This window comes from Bremerella cremea, assembly GCF_039541315.1.
In the GTDB taxonomy this organism is placed as follows: Bacteria; Planctomycetota; Planctomycetia; order Pirellulales; family Pirellulaceae; genus Bremerella; species Bremerella cremea.
The window spans coordinates 2,199,373-2,217,193 of sequence record NZ_BAABFZ010000003.1 but is presented as its reverse complement, the minus strand read 5'-3'; the positions used below and the strand labels follow the sequence as shown (position 1 = coordinate 2,217,193).

Genomic DNA, 17,821 nt, shown 5'->3' with positions numbered 1-17,821 from the left:
CTAACCGAGGTAGGGGGTTAATTTCTTCAGAGTCGTTTCTTTGCCCAGATCGCGTTTGCCGAAGCCTGGCACCGCACCCGCTTCTTCCGCGGCGGCTTGGGCATCTTCGTAGTTCGATAGCATCATGACGGGAATGTCTTGCAGCTTCTCGTCCGACTTGATGTCGAGCAAGATATCCATCCCATCGGAATGATCGCGGTCGAGCTTTCTATTAATGATTACCAACGCGAAGGTTTGTTCGCGCAGCATTCGCAGCGTATCTTTGGGGCCATGCGACTGGATCACTTTGGCGTCGAAGTTTCGTTCGATCAGGTTGCGGAGCGAGCCATGGTCGTAGCCGCAGCTGCCGACGTCGAGAACTTGCTTGGGCATCGGGGAATCCTTGCTAAGGAGATTACAGGCCACAAAAAAACGCGGGAGAGCCGAGGCTACTCCCGCGCTGATTTGATTGCGAAGGTCTAGCGAGTGATTACTCGCCACCCTCGGTGATTGCGAACAAGTGGGTCTTGTTGGCAATGTACAGTACGCCATTGGCAACGATTGGGGTCGAGTAGACCGAGTTGCCCATGTTGATTTCTTCGATCGGTTCGCCATCGGCAGGATCGGCCGAAAGCTTGAAGATTGCGACGTCGCCATCTTCGTCACCGATGTAAACATGGTCGTTCACGATCAGGGCCGAACCCCAAGCGGCAGCGAACATGTCGTAGGTCCAGTTGCACTTGCCGGTCTGGGCGTTCAAGCAGTGCAGCAGACCACTGAAGTCGGCGATGTAGAGGATGTCGTCCTTGATGGTGACGGTACCGATGCTGCGGTGCATCGTTTCTTCAAAGTCGATCTTGCCATTTTCGTCTTGATCGAAGACCGAGTAGTGCCAGATGACGGCGCTATTCGGGTTCGGCACGGCGACTTCGCCATCTTCTTCGATGACGGCCTGGATACGGCGATGTTCGAGAGGCACACGCTGGCTGCCTTCGATCTTCATGGCCAGTTCCGAGCTCACATCACCACGCTTGGTTGGGTCGAGGCACCAGAGGTGACCTTCGCCTTCACCATGTTCCGGGTCCTGACCGACGGCGACATAGACTTTGTCGTCGTAGATGACAGGAGTTGCGATGATGTTGTTACGCGTACCACGGCCACCCAGAACCCACTTCGAGGTCTTTGGATTGCCGTCAAACTTCCAAAGTAGTTCTGGCTTGCCATCCTGACCCTTGTCGGCCTTGAAGGCATAGATCCAGCCATCTCCACCAGCGAAGATCACCTGCGGAACGCCACCCAGGACGCCGACGGTTGGGCTCGACCACTGACCGTGCAGGATGTTCGTGCCTGGCGACTTGTCGGTCCACAGGACTTCGCCGGTGTTCTTGTCCATGGCGATGAAGCTAGGCGCATCAGTCGATGGAATCACGATGTGCGATTCGTCGACACCGTTCGAGGTGTTCACAAACAGGATATCGCCCAAGCAGGTTACCGAGCAGCTGCACATGTTGTGCTGCGACGTGCCCAGTTCCTTCATCATGTCGAACACCCAGATGGTGTCAGCTTCTTTTTCACCGGTGAATTCTTCATCGGTGTAGGGACCGTTGTTTTCGCCATCGCGGAAACCTTCGGTATCGAGGCAGCGGACTTCGCCACGGCTGGTGACGAACCACAGACGCTTGCCTTCGACGTAAGGAGCACAGCAGATACCCTGCAGCGGCCAGTCGTGGACACGACCGGTCGGCAGTTTTTCGCTGGAGTGCTGCCAGAGGAACTCACCGGTAGCTTCGTCGAAGCAAACCAGGCAGCCGAGGTCGACCTTGGATGGATAGCGATCGATGTAGCCGCTACCGTTATTGGTACCAACAAACACCTTGCCGTCAGCGACAACCGGGTTGCCGTACGACTGGCTACCGAGGGCAGCGACCCACTTGATGTTCTCGGAGTCTTCTTTTTGCCACTGGCCGGTTGCCCGGTCGAAGCCACCGATTTCCCAGGTGGTCGGAATGTTGGTTGCGGTCGGCACGTTGTTACGCTTCGAATCGCCACCCCATTGGGACCAGTCTTTGGTTGCTTCTGGCTTGGCCTTGGCATCTGCTTCCTGGCCGCGTGCCGATTGTTCAGGCAACAAGCCGGCGATTGTCATGCCAACGCAGGTCGAGCCTACGATCGCAAAATAAGCAAACGTCGATTTCATTATTTATGCTCGTACGTGAATCAGTGATTAGGAGGGATGAGTTTAGGAGGGACCCGGCTTATTAACTATTCGGGGTCACCTTGATGTTGTCCAGGAAGATTTCGCCCGTTTTGGCGTTACCAAAGAGTCCTGGGCTGCCGGTCGTGTTCGGAACATCGTCGACGATCTCGACCGTCCATTCTTCTGGTTCCGCTTCATCTTTCTTCCAGACTTTACCCTGGGCTTTAGCGGTTCCATCTTCCTGGTTCGAGACCTTCAGCTTCATGTGGTACCAAACGGTTGGCTCCAGCTTGAAGTCGACTCCCTTGGCGATACGCTGCTGCGTGATCCAGGTCATCGCCTTGGCCTTCGATTCGTTGCCCATCAGGATGAACTCGTAGCCCTGAGCGATCAGGCCGATATCTGGCAGCTGACCTTCCTGTTCCTGGGCCATGACGTCGGCTTCGATGGTGTAGTCGTGCAGATCGGTGTGACCCATCCATGACTGGCTACGGGTACCCTTCGGAATGGTCGTGATCTTGACCATCACCTTGTTGCCATCGACATCGCGAACGACGTGACGGTAGCGAGCACCGACCCAGGTAATCGGTGGTTCGCCCTTGCCAGACTTTTCGTCGATCTTGATGCCCTCGAAGTCGAAGGCCCATGGCAGTGGCGGAACGATACGAATACGAGCGTCGCCCGTCAGTTCACCCACCTTGGCTTTAATGTAAGCCGGGGCATGGCTGGCGTCGGCGTTGGCGGTCAGTTCACCCTTTTCAGTGATCTTCGCTGGGCCTTCGACGCTGAAGTCAACCGATTCGGCATCCTTCAGGAATTGACCACGCGAGTTGAACAGCTTGACCTGGTAGTCGATCTTGTCGCCAGGGTAGATCAGGTCTTCGGCTGGAATGACCTGAACGGTTGCTGGTTCTGGATCTTCCGAAACCGGCACTTCCTTCGGCTGCTCTGGCAGACCGCTGAAGCCGGTTTCCTTGCCTTCCACACCAACGCAGTACAACGCGGTCGTGGTTGGGAAATAGATCAAACCTTGAGCACAGATTGGCGAGCCCAGGGCGTCACCATCGGGCAAGCGGCCCTTGGTCAAGATTTCGACTTCGCCATCTTCCTTCAAACCAAGCACGTAGTAACGGCCGTTTTCGGTGATGGTGTAGATCTTGCCGTCCGCATAGAGTGGCGAGGCAAACATCTTGGTGCCGAGCGCCGTCTTCTTGAACAGTTCTTCACCGGTTTCCGGATCGAGAACGAATAGCTTGGCACGATCGTCGATCACGTACAGCTTGTCGTTGACATAGAGCGGAGCACTACGGTTACCGTTCAGTTCGACCACTTTCCATTTCTGGCCGGTGATCGAGATGTCGCCCTTCTTGGTGGCATCGACAGCGACGACAGCACCCATGGTGTTGGCCACGTCGATCACGATCTTGCCATCGACTTCCTTCGGCTGGACGTTTTCTTCCCCCTGAGCCATGAAGACGGTATCGCCTTCGATGATCGGCGTTCCGTACAAACCGCGAGCGGCAAACGCGAAGCTCCAGTTGTGCTGACCGGTACGCGGCTGAATGCTCCAGATCTTGCCGTCGCCAGCACCGATGATGTACTGAGGAATGCCATCAACGATCTTGATGCTCGGAGCGCTGTAGGTGGTGTCGTAAGGGAGTGGCGTGGTTTCGGTGAACCAGACGACTTCGCCCGTCTTCTTATTCATCCCCAGGAAGCGATGTGCTGGCTTCGCCATGTCGCCCCAGCCAATCACGATCCCGCTGATGATCACCAGGTCTTCGTAGACGATTGGGAAGTTGGTACGACCACCATACGTGGTCAGCATACCGAACTGTTCGTGCATCTTACGGACCCAGATGGTCTTGCCGGTATCGGCATCAATGCACTGGAAGTGCCCCGAGACGCCCAGGGCGAACACGGTATTGGTTTCCGGATCGGCAGTCACGGCCGACCAGCCGACGCGTTCGACAGGCACGTCCGATAGATAAACGTTGAAGCGGTTTTCCCAGATCGGTTCGCCCGTCTTGGCGTCGACGCAGACAACTCGTTCCCCTTCGCGTGGCGTGCCTTGCTCGGCAGCACACAGGACAAACAGCTTGCCATTCATCACGACAGGGGTGCTGCGGGTACCGAGATCGTCGCTTTTCCACAGGACGTTGCTGCCTTCACCTCCAGCAGGGTCCCAGGTTTCTGGCAAACCGGTTGCACGGCTGATGCCGTTGAATTCAGGACCACGCCAGTAAAGCCAGTCTTGAGGATCTGCCTTCGAGTCGGTGGTCGACGAGGCAGCGGTCGTCGTCATCTTCGCCGAAGCGACTTCTGCGACTGGTTCTGGCTTCTTGTCTTCTTCGGCCGGAGCTTCTTCCTTGGCAGGGGCATCCGACTTGGTCATTGCTTCCGGAGCTGGCTTCTCTTCTTCTTTGCCCGCTTCTTCCTTCTTGACCTCTTCCTGCGCCTCTTCCGCCTTCATTTCGGCGTCGGCTGGCGTGTCGGTAACCGAAGGTGGCGTCAGCTCTTCGCTTGGCTTGGCAGGTACGGCTGCGTTTTCATCCACCAGGGTGACACCTGGTTTTTCGTCAGGCGTCACGACCGGGGTCAATTCTTCACTGCTCTTAGCAGGAGTGACCTTCGAGTTTTCGACGGCCATCTCGGTTTCGTCTACCGGAACCTGGTCAGGCAAAGGCAGTTTGGCCGGGGACGTCACGTTGGACGGCGGGATGGTGGTGTTGGGATTTGGATTGAGCGTGGTGTTAGAAGTCGACGGCCGACCGGTCGGGGGTGGGGTACAGCCAAGTGAGACAACTACCAGGGACAGAAACAGCACCAACGTCGCTGTGGCCGCCGTTGGATATTGCCGGAGTGTATTGGGCCTGAACATAGGGATCTCTAAATCGTTGGGGGGAAGGTCGATTCGCAGCCTCAAGCTTATACCTGTTTAAACGTCTATGCAAGGAATCTCCTGGTTGCACAGACCTGGCGAGGGAGGAAAACCGTAACGTGGCTAGCACTTAGCCCGATTGAGGTGCCCCAAAACCAACAGGAGGGTAGCGGGGCGTTTGGCCGGGGCATAAGAGGTCATTTGGCGGGCAAAACCGAGAAATTCGAGCCGTTTACGCCTTAGAACGGCCCAGCTGGCAGGCCCCAGCGACGGGAAAAACGTGCTCTGTCCCCCCGTAGGACATTCCCGACTTAGTCAAACCACTCGTCTTCCGGGTCGAATTTGGGATAGACGATGTTCACGATCTTCATCTTTCCCAAAGCCCGATGTCGTGTACCAGGGCGAATCATGATGCACATCCCGGGATGAACCGGAATGATCTCGTCATCCAGTTGCATCTGAGCGTCTTCGCCACATTCCAGGAAGAAGTAGGTCTCGGTGAGCTGCTTGTGGTAGTGGACCTTCGCTTCCAGCGAGATTTCGGTCACATGAATCGTGCCGGGATAGTCTTCCACGTCGGCCAGACCGCGTTTGGCGGTTCCACATGGGCAAGGAACACCGGGAATGCTGGCAAAGTCGACGACTTCGTATCCCTTGGTCGATGGGGTTTGAGTCATGGTGGGTCCGTTAAACCATTCGCAGAGAGAAAAATCGGAGTGCGTGTGGCCGCATATTCTACTTGCCACGAGGGCGAGGGGCCACTGATAGCTGCAGGTTAAACTGTGCGGGTTGCGGTGTTGTTGCGGTCGTTTTTGGCAAGCTTTAACGCCTGGCTCGCACGCATAACCGTTAAGGTTTGCCTGTCTTGCGTGTCGGGAAAAGTTGCTGCAACCGAAGAGGTAAACCAAGTAGCTGAAATTGGTTCCGAGTGATTAAGCCGCCCCTGTCATTACGCCGATACGGACTGTCAGACATACCTGCACGATGTGTCTAAACCAAACGGAATTCCCTCTGGCGGATCATGAGGGGCTGTCAAGTTTCGATGGGGAACATTCGGGTCAAGGATTGGCTCGACGAAACTTAGACAGAGGACTGTGGGGACGATAGAGACCAAGAAACTTAGTTCAACAGGTTCGACTACACGCTCAATCTCTTGAGGTTATGTTGTCCAACCCGCCAAACGGACAGGCCTTGGGGTGCGAGCAATCGCGGCGTGGTAGTCGCATACCGTGATTGTTCACGAGAGCGCCGGCCTGGTGACTGAGATGAATGGGATATAGAGTCCACCACTCAGAAGGAGAAATGACTCGATGAAACTGAACACTCTCTTGGCAACGCTGGTGCTCGCATTTGTGTGTAGCCAGGCCAATGCCGCAGGTCTTCTGAACCAGATGCTGGGTACCGGCTGTGGTTGCGATACTTCCTGCTGCCAGACTCCAAAATGCTGCTCGCCAAAACCGCGCTGCTGCATGCCAAAGCCGACCTGCTGTGCTCCGGTTGCAGCTACTTGCTGTGCTCCGGAACCAACCTGCTGTGCTCCAGAAGCCACTTGTGCTGCTCCTGAAGCTTGCGGTTGTGCCCCAGAAGCCACTTGTGCCGCTCCATCGGCTTGTGGTTGTGCTCCAAAGTGTCACAAGAAGAAGTGCTGCACTCCTTTGAAGGACGCTCTGAGCAACCTGTTCTGCTGCAAGAAGAGCTGCCACAAGAAGAGCTGCTGCTCGTCGACTTGTGGTTGCGAACCTTCGTGTGCCGCTCCAGAAGCTTGCGGTTGCGATCCTGAAGCCACCTGTGCAGCTCCAGAAGCTTGCGGTTGTGCTCCAGAAGCTACCTGTGCTGCTCCATCGGCTTGCGGTTGTGCTCCAGAAGCCACCTGCGGTGCTCCAGCTTGCGGTTCGTGCTGCAAGAAGAGCTGCGGCCTGTTCGCTGGCAAGTGTGGCTGCAAGAAGAGCTGCACCCCGCTGAAGGACGCCATCGCTCGTCTGTTCTGCTGCAAGAAGAGCTGCTGCTCGTCGAGCTGCGGATGTGACACCGGTTGCGACGCTGGTTGCGGCGACAGCTGCGGCTGTGGTGCTACCTACTCGGCTCCAGTTGAAGCTGGTGCTCCTACCGAAGCTGACATGATGCCACCGGCTCCAGTTCCGGCTGACACCATGACCTTCGTTCCAGCTCGTCGTCGTCTGGCCGCTAACTAAGCCCAGCGATACCTGCTAGAAAAAACAAAAAGCCTGGCTGGGGAAACTCAGCCAGGTTTTTTTGTGCGCGCATCGAAGCTTCAACCCTCACTCCCATAGGAAAGCGAGGGACAAGAGGCGATGAACTAGTTCACCCGTCCCTCAAAAGGTAGCAGCAAACATCCATCCAAGCCTCGCAGGGGATGGGCAAAAAGAAATGGCTACGCCTTGTAGGACGTAGCCATCGTTTTGAAAGTTTGCCGAGTTGATGCTTACTTCTTCGCAACCTTCCGCGGCGTGTCGTCCTGATACTTCTCGCGAAGTTCTTTCAGCTTCTCGTGCATCTGGGCCTGCACGTCGGCATAGTCAGGCTTGCCGTAGACGCTGACCATTTCTTTCGGGTCTTGCTGCAGATCGAACAGTTCCCACTCGTCGAGCTGATAGTAATAGATCAGCTTGTAGCGGCCATCGTAAACACCGTAGTGCCGCGGCACGCTGTGGGCACCGGGGAACTCGTAATAGTGATAGTACAACGAGTCCCGCCAATCGGCCGGAGCTTTACCATCCCCGGTCAGCACCGGCATCAGGCTCAAGCCCTGCATCTCATTCGGGATCTCGACGCCGGCTGCTTGCAGAATCGTTTCCGGGTAGTCGAGATTGATTGCCAGGGCATCGCTGACCGTGCCTGCTTTGACATGCCCAGGCCAGCGAACCAGCAGCGGCGTGCGGAACGATTCTTCGTACATCCAACGCTTGTCGAACCAGCCATGTTCGCCCAAATAGAACCCTTGGTCCGAGGTGTACATGACCAGCGTGTTCTCGGCGAGACCTTCGTCGTCGAGGTAATCGAGCACCCGACCCACGTTCTCGTCGACCGAGTCGATGCAGCGGAGGTAGTCCTTGATATAACGCTGGTACTTCCAGCGAACCAACGCATCCCCCTTCAGCTTGGCTTCTTCAAACGCCTTGTTCTTCGGACCGTAAGCGGCGTCCCACAGCTTCTTTTGCTGGGGTGTCAAACCACGCGCTGGCGTCAGCTTCAGGTCGTTGGCGTTCATCGTCTTGACGATCGTCATGTCCTGATTGGTCGCACCCGAAGCGCGATTGCTGTAATCGTCGAACAGGGTGTCAGGCTCTGGGAACTCGACGTCGTCGTACTTGTTCAAGTACTTCGGTCCTGGCATCCAGTTGCGGTGGGGGGCCTTGTGCTGATAGACCAGCAGAAATGGCTTGTTGGGATCGCGTTTCTCTTTCAGCCAATCGAGCGCGATATCGGTGATGATGTCGGTCGTGTAGCCTTCAAACTTCTTCGGGCCATCCGACGTCAACATCTGCGGATTGTAGTAAGGACCCTGGCCACGCAGCACGCTCCAGAAGTCGAACCCGGTCGGGTCCGTTTCCAAGTGCCACTTTCCAACGACAGCCGTTTGATAGCCTGCCTTCTGCAACAACTTCGGGTAAGTCATCTGGCTGCCGTCGAATCGGTTGCCGTTCTGATAGAAGCCATTCAGATGGCTGTATTTGCCCGTCAGGATCACGGCCCGAGCAGGACCGCAAATGCTGTTGGTCACGTAGCAGCGATTGAACCGCATCCCTTCGTTGGCAATACGATCGATGTTAGGCGTTTTGTTGAGGGCGCCTGGGTAAGCCGAGATCGCCTGGTAAGCGTGGTCGTCGGCCATGATGAACAGAATGTTGGGCTGCTTGGCCGCAGGCGTATCAGCCGCGTCAGCCTGGCTCGCGCACCATGGACTGGCAAGCCATACCAGACCAAGCATGGGAAGAAGAAAACGAAGGGTCGCGGTCATGGAGATCTCCTGACTAAGCGAGGGGGGGGGAAGTGAAGCAAGGCAACGGAGGAGCCGCTTGGCCTGTGCGCGAACCTCGAAAGGTCAGGCCGAAGATGGGCAGGAATTCATTGTGGGTGCTGCCGCGTAGCGCGTCAAATTTTCAACGACAACTATTAAGCAATACCGTTATGAACTCTTAAAAATGTGCCTTCTATTTCAGCGGAAAGCAACTAGCCAATCGGTGAAATAAGACAGGCGCATCGGGGGTGCTCACGCGACGCAGGAATGCCCATGAGTGAACCGCACAGCAGGGGGTTCGCCTAAGACGGTTCAAGTCCGCACGCTACCATTTTGCAGCAGCGACGGCGTAAGAAAGAGCTGGCCAGAAGTGCCAATAGAACGCGTTCGAACGGCCTGTGTTCGAACAACAAAATAGCCAGTCGAACGGGTTCGATCTGGCTACTGGATTATCGTCGTTGGCGAATCGGCAAAAGTACCGATTCGCTTTGTGTAATCGTGATCGGAGACTATTCCGATTCTTTGATCGCGGCTGGCAGTTCCGGATCGACCAGCCCCAGAATTCCGCGACCTTCGATCAGGCGATCGCCGACGTCGAGATTCAGGAACTCGATTTCGGGACGATAGAACTTGTCGGCATCCTTCTTTTCGACTTCATGCAAAGGACGAATGACGCGGAAACCAACGCAGGTCGATGGATAGCTGGTGAACCACCATGGGCTCAGCGGAACGTTGGGGTCTTCCTGCTTCCAGTCTTCGTCGCTGCTACCCATCTTGGAAGCGGCGCGGCAGCTTTCGGCGTCGTCGTCCCAACCGCCACCTTTGACCATCAGCGGATCGGGTTCGCTTGGCCAGGCAACCGTGTCGAGAGCCTTCAGCTTCTTACCTTCCAGGCGAGCGAAACCTTCTTCGCTGTACTGATCCAGAACCCATTCCCACACGTTGCCGTGCATGTCGTACAGACCGAACTGGTTCGGCTTCTTACCTTTGACCAGATGAGGTGCTTCGTCCGAGTTCCCCGAGAACCAGGCGTAGTCGCCCAGTTGTTCGGCGTCGTCACCGAAGTGATAGGCCGTCTTGGAACCACCGGTCGCGGCAAATTCCCATTCGGCTTCGCTGGGCAAACGATACTGCATGCCGGTCACGCCGCTGAGCCACTTCGTGTACTGGCGAGCCGAGTAGTTGGTCATGGTCACGGCGGGCAGTTCCGGATCTTCGCCATGCTCGAACGTGAAGCTTGGTTCGTAGAGCGGAGTCGGAGCGGTGATGGCGTCAATCTTGTTGTCGTCGGTTACCTTGCGAACGCCAGCGGCCTGGAACTTCTTGAACTGCTGGTACAGTTCCATGTAAGGCTTGTACTGCTTCCAGGTCGTTTCGTGTTCAGCCATCCAGAATGGTTCGATCTCGACGTCCATTTCCGGAGCTTCCGCGGCGGTGTGGCCTGCTTCCGATTCTGGGCTGCCCAGCTTCAGCGTGCCGCCAGGAACAGGAACCATCTTCAATTTGACGTCGGTCCCAGGAATGGTGATCTCGTAAGGGACCATGTAGCCCTCGTCGATCTTCACGAATGGGCCCGACTCTGGCTTGTTCGGACTGATGCCAACTACCTCAGCCGCAGAGGTGGATGCTGCCGCGAAGCAAACCATTGCCAAGGTCAAGACAAACTTGTGCATGCGCTCTTTCTCTCTTGTTCGGATGTTCATCTCATTCGGGGTGCCCGAGTGACGGTGGGAAGCACCCTCGTGGGACTCTCAAGGATTCCGGAATTTCAGGCGGGGGAACCTTCGAGCAGCTTCAGTATAGGCATAAACCGCTCGTCTTACCGGATGATTTCCCGGGAAATTAAGAAATTTCCATCCCGAGAGGGGGCTTGGTTTATTTTACCCCATAATCCAGTCGGATGCCGACTTGATTACTGGTGACTTCCGCCCCATTACGCTTGCTCTTGGCGATCAAACGGACATTGCCGAGTTGTTCGGCCTTCATTCCGGGGGGGAGGATCACTTCGATGACAAACTCCGTTTTGTCCGCGGCAATCTCGACAGGAGCCGCTTTCGCTTCGCCAGGCAGCCCCTCGAGAGCGACCGTGACCGCTTCTCCGAATCCGCCTGCCCGGGTGATGTTCCCCTTCAAGCGGACGATCGTTTCGCCGCTTAAGGCAAGGTAAACGGGCGACCCAAGCGTCAGACGGCTTGCTCCGGTCGAGGCCGTCGCACGAACTTGCTTTTGATCGTCGGAAAGCAGTTCCCCTTTCACAGCGACATCCCAGGCAATGTCTTTCAGCGCCTCTGGCACGACGATCTTCAGCTTCATCTCCGATTGATCGGCGGCGAGGACCGGGCTTCCTGCGATGCGAATCGCCTTCGACATGTCTGGTTTCCCTTTGTCTTGTGGGATGACCTGCGAGGTCTCCAGCGAGAAGCGAACCGGCCCCTTTTGATTCGCTCCACGGGTCGCGGTCACGCCGACCTCGGTCGACTGCCCCAGGCCCAGTGCGTTCGCCGCCGGTGGCTGTTGCCAGGCCAAGGTCAATGCAGGGGTTCGCTGAATACCGATGCCCAGATCGGTATCAAGCGGCGCGAGTCCGACCGTCGCCTTGGAGGTGCCGGCTGCCGCAAGCCGCTCGATCGTTCGACCGCCGGCGACCGCCTTGCCGACGATCGGTCCGACGGCAGATTGCGTTGCGTCGGCCGAAGCGGTGAATGTGACCAGGGCTCGATCGGCCTTGGCAGGGATTTCGTTCAGTCCGACTTCGATCCCGCTCGGAAGGTTCGGGAACGCAAGCTCGATCGGGCCACCATAGCCTCGCCGCTGGGCGATCACTTCCAGAACCGCATGGCCGCCTGCCGGAATATTCAAGTTCGGCTGCGAAGTGGTCAGCGTGAAGTCGGCATGATTCGCCGGAGTTACCAGCACGCGGTAGACGTTGGCGTCGCCTCCCGAGTAGCTGACATCATGCACCACGATCTTCACCTGGTTAACCCCAGCGGGCACGTCGAACATCGTCGCGGGATCGGGCGTGTTGTTTTGATCGTCGGACGTGGCCAGCATGCCATCGTCTGGTTTGCGAATTTCAAGCACAGCATCGACGGGCGAGTTCAAGCGTTGGGCGAAGACTTCGGCGCGGTACTTGGTGCCTGGGGTGACATCGATCAGAAACGCATCCCGTTCTTTCGGTTCCCGCAAAATGCCACTGATTCCCAGCGGAGCCGGACCGATCGAAGCAGCAGGATCGCGATCGGCAACTTCGTGATACTCTGGCACGTCGCTACGCAAAACGCTCGGCTGCGGTCCCGAGAAGTTTCCACTGAACTCGACCGGAAGCGTCGCCATCAAGGTTTCTGTCGGCAGAGGCATCGCCAGCGAAGGCGTGATCGTTGGATCGTCGCTCAGGCCACCAATCGCCGCCAATGCATTGGCATCTTCCGCTTTGAAAATGGCTAACGGAAACGCGAGATCAGCGAAGCCAAAGTTTCCCACCTTCAAGCGAAAGTAACCTGGCGAGGCTCCACGAAATTGCGCGTCGTGAAGCTTGATCGTGTAAGGGCCATCGGCCGGCAAGTCGACCACCAGGCGAGCATCTCCCTGGGCGGTGACCTCGCGGCTCGAATAACCAAGCTGCGTGTCGCGCTGATCGACGATACTGACCAGCGGCTGTAGCTTACTGCCGATCCGCTGAGCTTCAACTTCGATCACTACCCGCTGACCAGCCTTACCTTGAAAGGTGGAGGTCAAAAGCTGTGCCCCGGCCAGGTTGCCAGTCATCGCGATCGGAAGCGTGGTGATCGTTTCGCTGAAAGGGCCATTGGGCAAACGGTCGACGCCCAGCGTGACGGGGGCGGAAATACCACTGGCCGAAGCGACCCGCACGTGGCCATGCCCTGCGAGGGTGTCGGCCGGCAGATCGACTTCCAGTTCCAAGCGATCGGCGGTCGACTCTGGCAGCACGCGGATAGCGGCCGTGGGGAAGTCGAAGTGAACTTCCGGTTCAGGGCCAAGCTGCTTTCCGGTGATGGTCAAACGCGTCGTTTCACCAATAGTGATGCCACGTAGCGAAACGGCATCGATTCGTGGAGCCGCCAGTACAGTGACCGGCAAACAGGCGATCAACGCGAGGCCAAGCAATGTTGCAGAACGCAGCATGAGACAAGTTTCCTCTGGGTGGGAAAGTCCGCGAGTCGCGGCAGGGCAGGAGGGAAGAAAGGCTCGCCCTATTGTCCGTAACGAAACAACGGCGCGTCAAGTAAAACGCGCCGTTGTTCGGGATATGCAGAAGTCTCTTGCGATGCGATTCGCCAGTTTAGTTGCCGAAAGGATCGTCCATTGCTGGAGGTGCGGCACCGAATGGATCGGTACCCGGTGCGGACGCTGGAGGTGGCGTCGCTCCGAAAGGATCATCGGCGGCTGGTGGAGCAGCACCAAACGGATCGTTGCTCGGCGGAGGCGTTGCCCCGAATGGATCGTCGCTCGAATCCTGCGACATTGGCTTCGGCATCGGCTTTGGCGTTGGAGCCGAACCAAATGGATCGCTACCACCAGGAGCCATACCGGCAGCAGGAGGTGCAGCGCCGAATGGATCGTTGCCCGAAGGAACGGTCGTGCTCGGAGCGGCCGAAGGAACACCAAACGGCTGGTTTGGCGTTGGCGAAGTTGGAGCCGGTGGAGTTGCTCCGAACGGATCGTCATTCGCTGGAGGGGTCGCGCCGAATGGGTCGTCGTTGGCTGGCGGTGCGGCACCAAATGGATCGTCCGAAGGCATCGAGTTGGCAGGGCCAGGACCGGCACCACCACCAACGCCAGGAACACTAGGAACCTTCACGCTGGGGATCAAAGCATCGCCCAAAGCACCGAACGCCGCGGTGACAGGGTTCTTCTTGCCGCCCGATGGCGTCGCAGCCGGAGCGGAGGCATCGGCACCAAACGGATCGTCACCACCTGGCGTCATTGCCGGAGCTGGTGCAGCACCGAAAGGATCGGCACCAGGAGCAGCGGCGGGTGGCGTTGCTGCCGGGGGTGTCGCGGCACCGAATGGATCGTCGCCGCCTGGGGTCATCGCTGGAGCTGGAGCAGCACCGAAAGGATCGGCACCAGGAGCAGCGGCGGGTGGCGTTGCTGCCGGAGGCGTCGCGGCACCGAATGGATCGTCGCCGCCTGGCGTCATCGCAGGAGCTGGAGCAGCACCGAACGGATCGCCGGGGTTGGCTGGTTCTGGCACGTTACCGAAAGGATCGGAAGGTGCCGCAGGATCGGCTGGTTCCGGAGCGGTTCCGAATGGATCGTTCGGGGCCGAAGGATTTGCCGGTTCAGGTGCCGTACCAAATGGGTCCGATGGAGCAGCTGGATCGGCTGGCATCGGAGCAGAACCGAATGGATCCGCAGGAGCTGCAGGGTCGGCCGGCATTGGAGCGCTGCCACCAAACGGATCGCTTGGAGCAGGCGTGGTTGGCATTGGCGTGGCGCTACCGAATGGATCGGTGTTGCTGTCGACTTCTGGCAGCGGGGCCGACTGAGCGGGTGGCGTCTTTGGCACGGCGGCGGCATCTTGCGAACCATAAGGATCGGTCGCGTCGTTCATCGGAACGTCGACAGGAACCTTGGTGTCGGCAGCAGGACGGCCACGCAGGATCTGATCTTCCTGACGCTTCAGTGCTTCGTAACGAGCACGCTCTTGTTCTTTCTTCTTCAGAAACGTCTCGGTGCGGACCTTTTCGCGGAAGCTTTCCAGCGAAAGGCGAGCGTTACCTTGGACCCGTTCCAGCGACTTGCCGACTGGGTAAGAGGTCGCTCCTGAGAGTTCCAGTTGGGCACCCTTGGTGAAGTCGGCTTCGGCAGCCTGATCGTCACCCATGGCGTAGTTCGACAGGCCGAGGAAATAGTAGACCCGAGGATCGGTAGTTCCCTCTTGGACGACCGTTTCCAGCAGCTTTTGCGCTTCAGGATAGTCGGCCCGGAAGTAAGCGTGGACACCGCGACCATAAAGTTCGGTCAGAACGGAGTCTTGGGCAGATGCTTCTTGAATTGCACATATGTTCATTAGCAGACAGAAGCAGGACAACAGTCCGCCGGCGATAACGTTCCTCGTCATCAATAAAAACTCCCTGGGTACCAATTCGGTTGGCCGCGCTCGAGGGGCGCAAAAGTAATGAGACTTTGTGGGAAGTGGACGCGCATTCGGGGCATACGCCTGGCGAAACCATTCGCCCGACGAAATGTTAGGTCATTTCGTCCCTCGTCCTTGAAGAGAACCTGATCGGCAGGCATGGCCCGCGCAAGGTTTCATCTTTCAGTCCCGGAGCCGGGACCATGGCATCTGCGTATCGTAGTTGGCTCACGCTCGAATTGCAAGTTTTGGACTAGGTCCCGCCCATTTGGGGTAAGTTGCCGAGCGGTGGGGACTTGCGACACGAGAGGCCATGATAAGATGACCGGTCGACGGGATGCGTACGTGCCCTATCTAAATCTATGTCAAGGCAAACCAAACGATGGCCAAAAATGTACTAGGAACCGATCTGCAAGATTGCAGCCACGATCCCCTAACCGGTTTCTTCCGGGATGGTTGCTGCAACACCGGAGCCGAAGACCTGGGGCTGCACCTGGTTTGTAGCGAGATGACCGAGTCCTTCCTGGCGTTCTCGAAGCAGGTCGGAAATGACCTTTCCACACCTCGACCTGAGTATGGCTTCCCTGGCCTTAAACCGGGTAATCGATGGTGTTTATGTGCTTTGCGGTGGAAAGAAGCCTTCGAGGCGGGCGTGGCTCCGGCGGTGGTGCTGGAAGCGACCCATATCTCTACGCTCGAGTTCGTCGATCTGGAAGACCTGCAAAACCATGCAGTCCCTGAGTAAACGCTGTTAGGGGGGATTTTCCTTCCCATTGGCCACCAGACTTTCTACAGTGCAACGAGTCCGAAAACTGATCCGTTGCATCCGAGAGGCTGGAAGGTTCCCCCCAATGTGCCGATTTTCGCTTGCTGTTCTTGGTTCGCTGATTCTGCTGCTGGCCACCTCGACCGCTGATGCCGCCCCGGCCGATCTCAGTGGCATGTATCGCTGCCAGGGAACTTCCGACCAAGGGACGCCCTATTCAGGGGTGGTCGAAATCAAGAAGGTTCGGAAGGGGTATCAGTTGACCTGGACCGTCGATAAGACCAAGTATGCCGGCATCGGTTTCATTCACGATGGCTATCTGAGCGTGGCCTGGACGGTGAAAACGGTCAACGGAACCGCGATCGGCGTCTTGCTGTACAAGATCAAAGACAATGGGACGCTGGAAGGAAAGTGGACCGATCCTTCGCTGAACGGGGTCTACGACGAGACCCTGACGCCGATCAAAGGGGATCGAGCGACCTAAGACGGTCGCCGCTTACTGATCGCGAGCCAATCGAATCGATGGTGACTTGGGGGCGTGCTCTTGCTGGTACCACGCCTTCCAGGCCTCGGGATTGAAGCCAAAGTCTTGCCCGTCGCATAAATGCCGCAGGGCCAGATGCACGCCCTGGTTCGGCACACGAATCGTATCGTACGAATTCTTGCTGCGTCCCATGAACTCTTCCAGCGTCAGCATGCGGTAGGACTCTTTCGGCCCGTCGATATCGAAACGGGACTCTGGCTTGAGGGTCGTATAGAAGTAGGTGTAACGCGACGAATGGGGTGCCAGGTGCTGGGTATTCAGGGCCGCCGCCAGCGGAAAGACGGCCGTCGGATAGTCGAGTTCCGCCAGGACAAACGCCGCCCGGTTCACGATGATGTTGTCGTAGCTCTTCAGCAAGTTGGCGAAAAACTCGACCATATGCGGGTCGCGCTGGGCCAAGACTTGCCGCAAACAGGCATCGCGATAGATCGGATTGTTCTGATAGACGGCGTTCTCCATCAGAAAGCTACGAGCGCGCGGGTTGTTGATCCGGCCGAGCGTTTCGATGTAGAGCAGGGCCAGTTCCTTCTCGCTTTCTTGCCCCAGCAATTGAATCAGCCCAGGGATCGCGTCGGGATCTTGCAGCGTGTTAAAGTCGATCTGGACTTCTGGGGCATTGCTTTTGCCGAGTTGCTGACGCCAACGATGTAGCCGCAGTTTCCAGTCGATCAGTTGTTCTTTTTGCCGCTGCTCTGCGACCAGCAAGGCGGCCTGCTGCTTGGTCATCCAGCGGCCGTCAAAGCGGATGTACCCCCGCTGATGCATGATCTCGCTAGGGCTGACCCACTGACCATCGCGGCGCTGGTAACCGAGTGCCTTGCGGGCTTCGGCATGGTTAGGATCGAGTTCCAGCACACGCCGGGCATGACGCTCGAACGGGAAGGTGAGCCTTTTCTCGCGGCACCATAGAGCCAGCTTCCATTGATCGCCGATCGAGTCGGCGAAGTTCGAGGCCTGGTCGAAGTATTCGTCTTCGGTCACCGCCGGGGCTTCGATTTGCGCGATCATTTGTCCCGGCAGAATGACGGAGCCAAAACCCTCGAAGCTCAGCTCGACATTGCCTTCGCTGGCGATCTCCGAATCGGTGCTAGCAGTCGCTTCCAGTTGCCCCCCGTTGGTGAGCTGCACCACGTGACGTTCGGCGCGAAGCGGCAGCGCGAAAAAGATCAGCAGGCTGAAGCTGATAACCGCGCGGTGCACCAGGGAAGTCTCCGAAACGAGAAAGGATAAGCACCTTCAGGATAGGCACTGATAGCATCTTCGACAACGATTTCCGCATGAAATGATATGGATTTGGTACCTGACTTTCCGGTAAGGTCTGCCGCCCCCGTTGTGCGCGGGTGGGAACAGAAGAGTCGACGGAATCTTAGGGAGG

12 protein-coding genes are annotated in these 17,821 nt (G+C 57.4%); 3 read left to right on the top strand and 9 right to left on the bottom strand.

What is annotated here, in order from left to right; genetic code table 11:
• From ABD890_RS11175 to ABD890_RS11160, 4 genes are all read right to left on the bottom strand, one after another.
• Positions 1-372, bottom strand: a complete 372-nt coding sequence (locus ABD890_RS11175) for a PleD family two-component system response regulator (RefSeq protein ID WP_345088810.1) — start codon at positions 370-372, stop codon at positions 1-3.
• A gap of 97 nt (positions 373-469) precedes the next feature.
• A complete protein-coding gene (locus ABD890_RS11170) occupies positions 470-2,176 on the bottom strand; it encodes a PQQ-binding-like beta-propeller repeat protein (protein WP_373355711.1) in 1,707 nt (568 codons plus the stop codon).
• A 61-nt stretch (positions 2,177-2,237) separates the two neighbouring features.
• Positions 2,238-5,057 carry an outer membrane protein assembly factor BamB family protein gene (locus ABD890_RS11165; RefSeq protein ID WP_345088807.1) on the bottom strand — a complete coding sequence of 940 codons (2,820 nt, stop codon included), beginning with the start codon at positions 5,055-5,057 and terminating at the stop codon, positions 2,238-2,240.
• Positions 5,058-5,368: 311 nt separating this feature from the next.
• A complete protein-coding gene (locus tag ABD890_RS11160; RefSeq protein ID WP_345088804.1) occupies positions 5,369-5,734 on the bottom strand; it encodes a cupin domain-containing protein in 366 nt (121 codons plus the stop codon).
• 633 nt (positions 5,735-6,367) lie between these two features.
• Here ABD890_RS11160 and ABD890_RS11155 point away from each other — a divergent pair.
• Entirely contained in the window at positions 6,368-7,249 is an 882-nt protein-coding gene (locus ABD890_RS11155; protein ID WP_345088801.1) for a hypothetical protein, read from the top strand.
• A gap of 251 nt (positions 7,250-7,500) precedes the next feature.
• Here ABD890_RS11155 and ABD890_RS11150 read toward each other — a convergent pair whose 3' ends face one another.
• The 4 genes from ABD890_RS11150 to ABD890_RS11135 all read right to left on the bottom strand — a co-directional run bounded on the left by ABD890_RS11150 (position 7,501) and on the right by ABD890_RS11135 (position 15,121).
• Positions 7,501-9,036: a sulfatase family protein gene (locus ABD890_RS11150; protein WP_345088798.1), complete on the bottom strand. Its 1,536-nt coding sequence runs from the start codon at positions 9,034-9,036 to the stop codon at positions 7,501-7,503.
• A gap of 509 nt (positions 9,037-9,545) precedes the next feature.
• Positions 9,546-10,709: a formylglycine-generating enzyme family protein gene (locus ABD890_RS11145; RefSeq protein WP_345088795.1), complete on the bottom strand. Its 1,164-nt coding sequence runs from the start codon at positions 10,707-10,709 to the stop codon at positions 9,546-9,548.
• A gap of 202 nt (positions 10,710-10,911) precedes the next feature.
• Positions 10,912-13,179 (bottom strand): hypothetical protein, encoded by a 2,268-nt coding sequence (locus ABD890_RS11140; protein WP_345088792.1) that lies wholly within the window; start codon positions 13,177-13,179, stop codon positions 10,912-10,914.
• Between the two features lie 157 nt (positions 13,180-13,336).
• Positions 13,337-15,121, bottom strand: a complete 1,785-nt coding sequence (locus ABD890_RS11135; RefSeq protein WP_345088789.1) for a tetratricopeptide repeat protein — start codon at positions 15,119-15,121, stop codon at positions 13,337-13,339.
• Positions 15,122-15,518: 397 nt separating this feature from the next.
• On the opposite strand from ABD890_RS11135, the gene ABD890_RS11130 reads away from it, so the two are divergent.
• Together ABD890_RS11130 and ABD890_RS11125 are read left to right on the top strand one after the other, a co-directional pair.
• Complete coding sequence (locus ABD890_RS11130) at positions 15,519-15,881, top strand: DUF2237 family protein (RefSeq protein WP_345088786.1); 363 nt, start codon at positions 15,519-15,521, stop codon at positions 15,879-15,881.
• Between the two features lie 106 nt (positions 15,882-15,987).
• On the top strand, positions 15,988-16,386 hold the full coding sequence (locus ABD890_RS11125) for a hypothetical protein (protein ID WP_345088784.1): 399 nt from the start codon (positions 15,988-15,990) through the stop codon (positions 16,384-16,386).
• Positions 16,387-16,398: 12 nt separating this feature from the next.
• Here the strand turns inward: ABD890_RS11125 and ABD890_RS11120 are convergent, their stop codons facing one another.
• The gene (locus tag ABD890_RS11120; RefSeq protein ID WP_345088781.1) at positions 16,399-17,646 is read right to left on the bottom strand and encodes a HEAT repeat domain-containing protein; all 1,248 of its coding nucleotides are present in this window, start codon (positions 17,644-17,646) and stop codon (positions 16,399-16,401) included.
• Between the last annotated feature and the right edge of the window lie 175 nt (positions 17,647-17,821).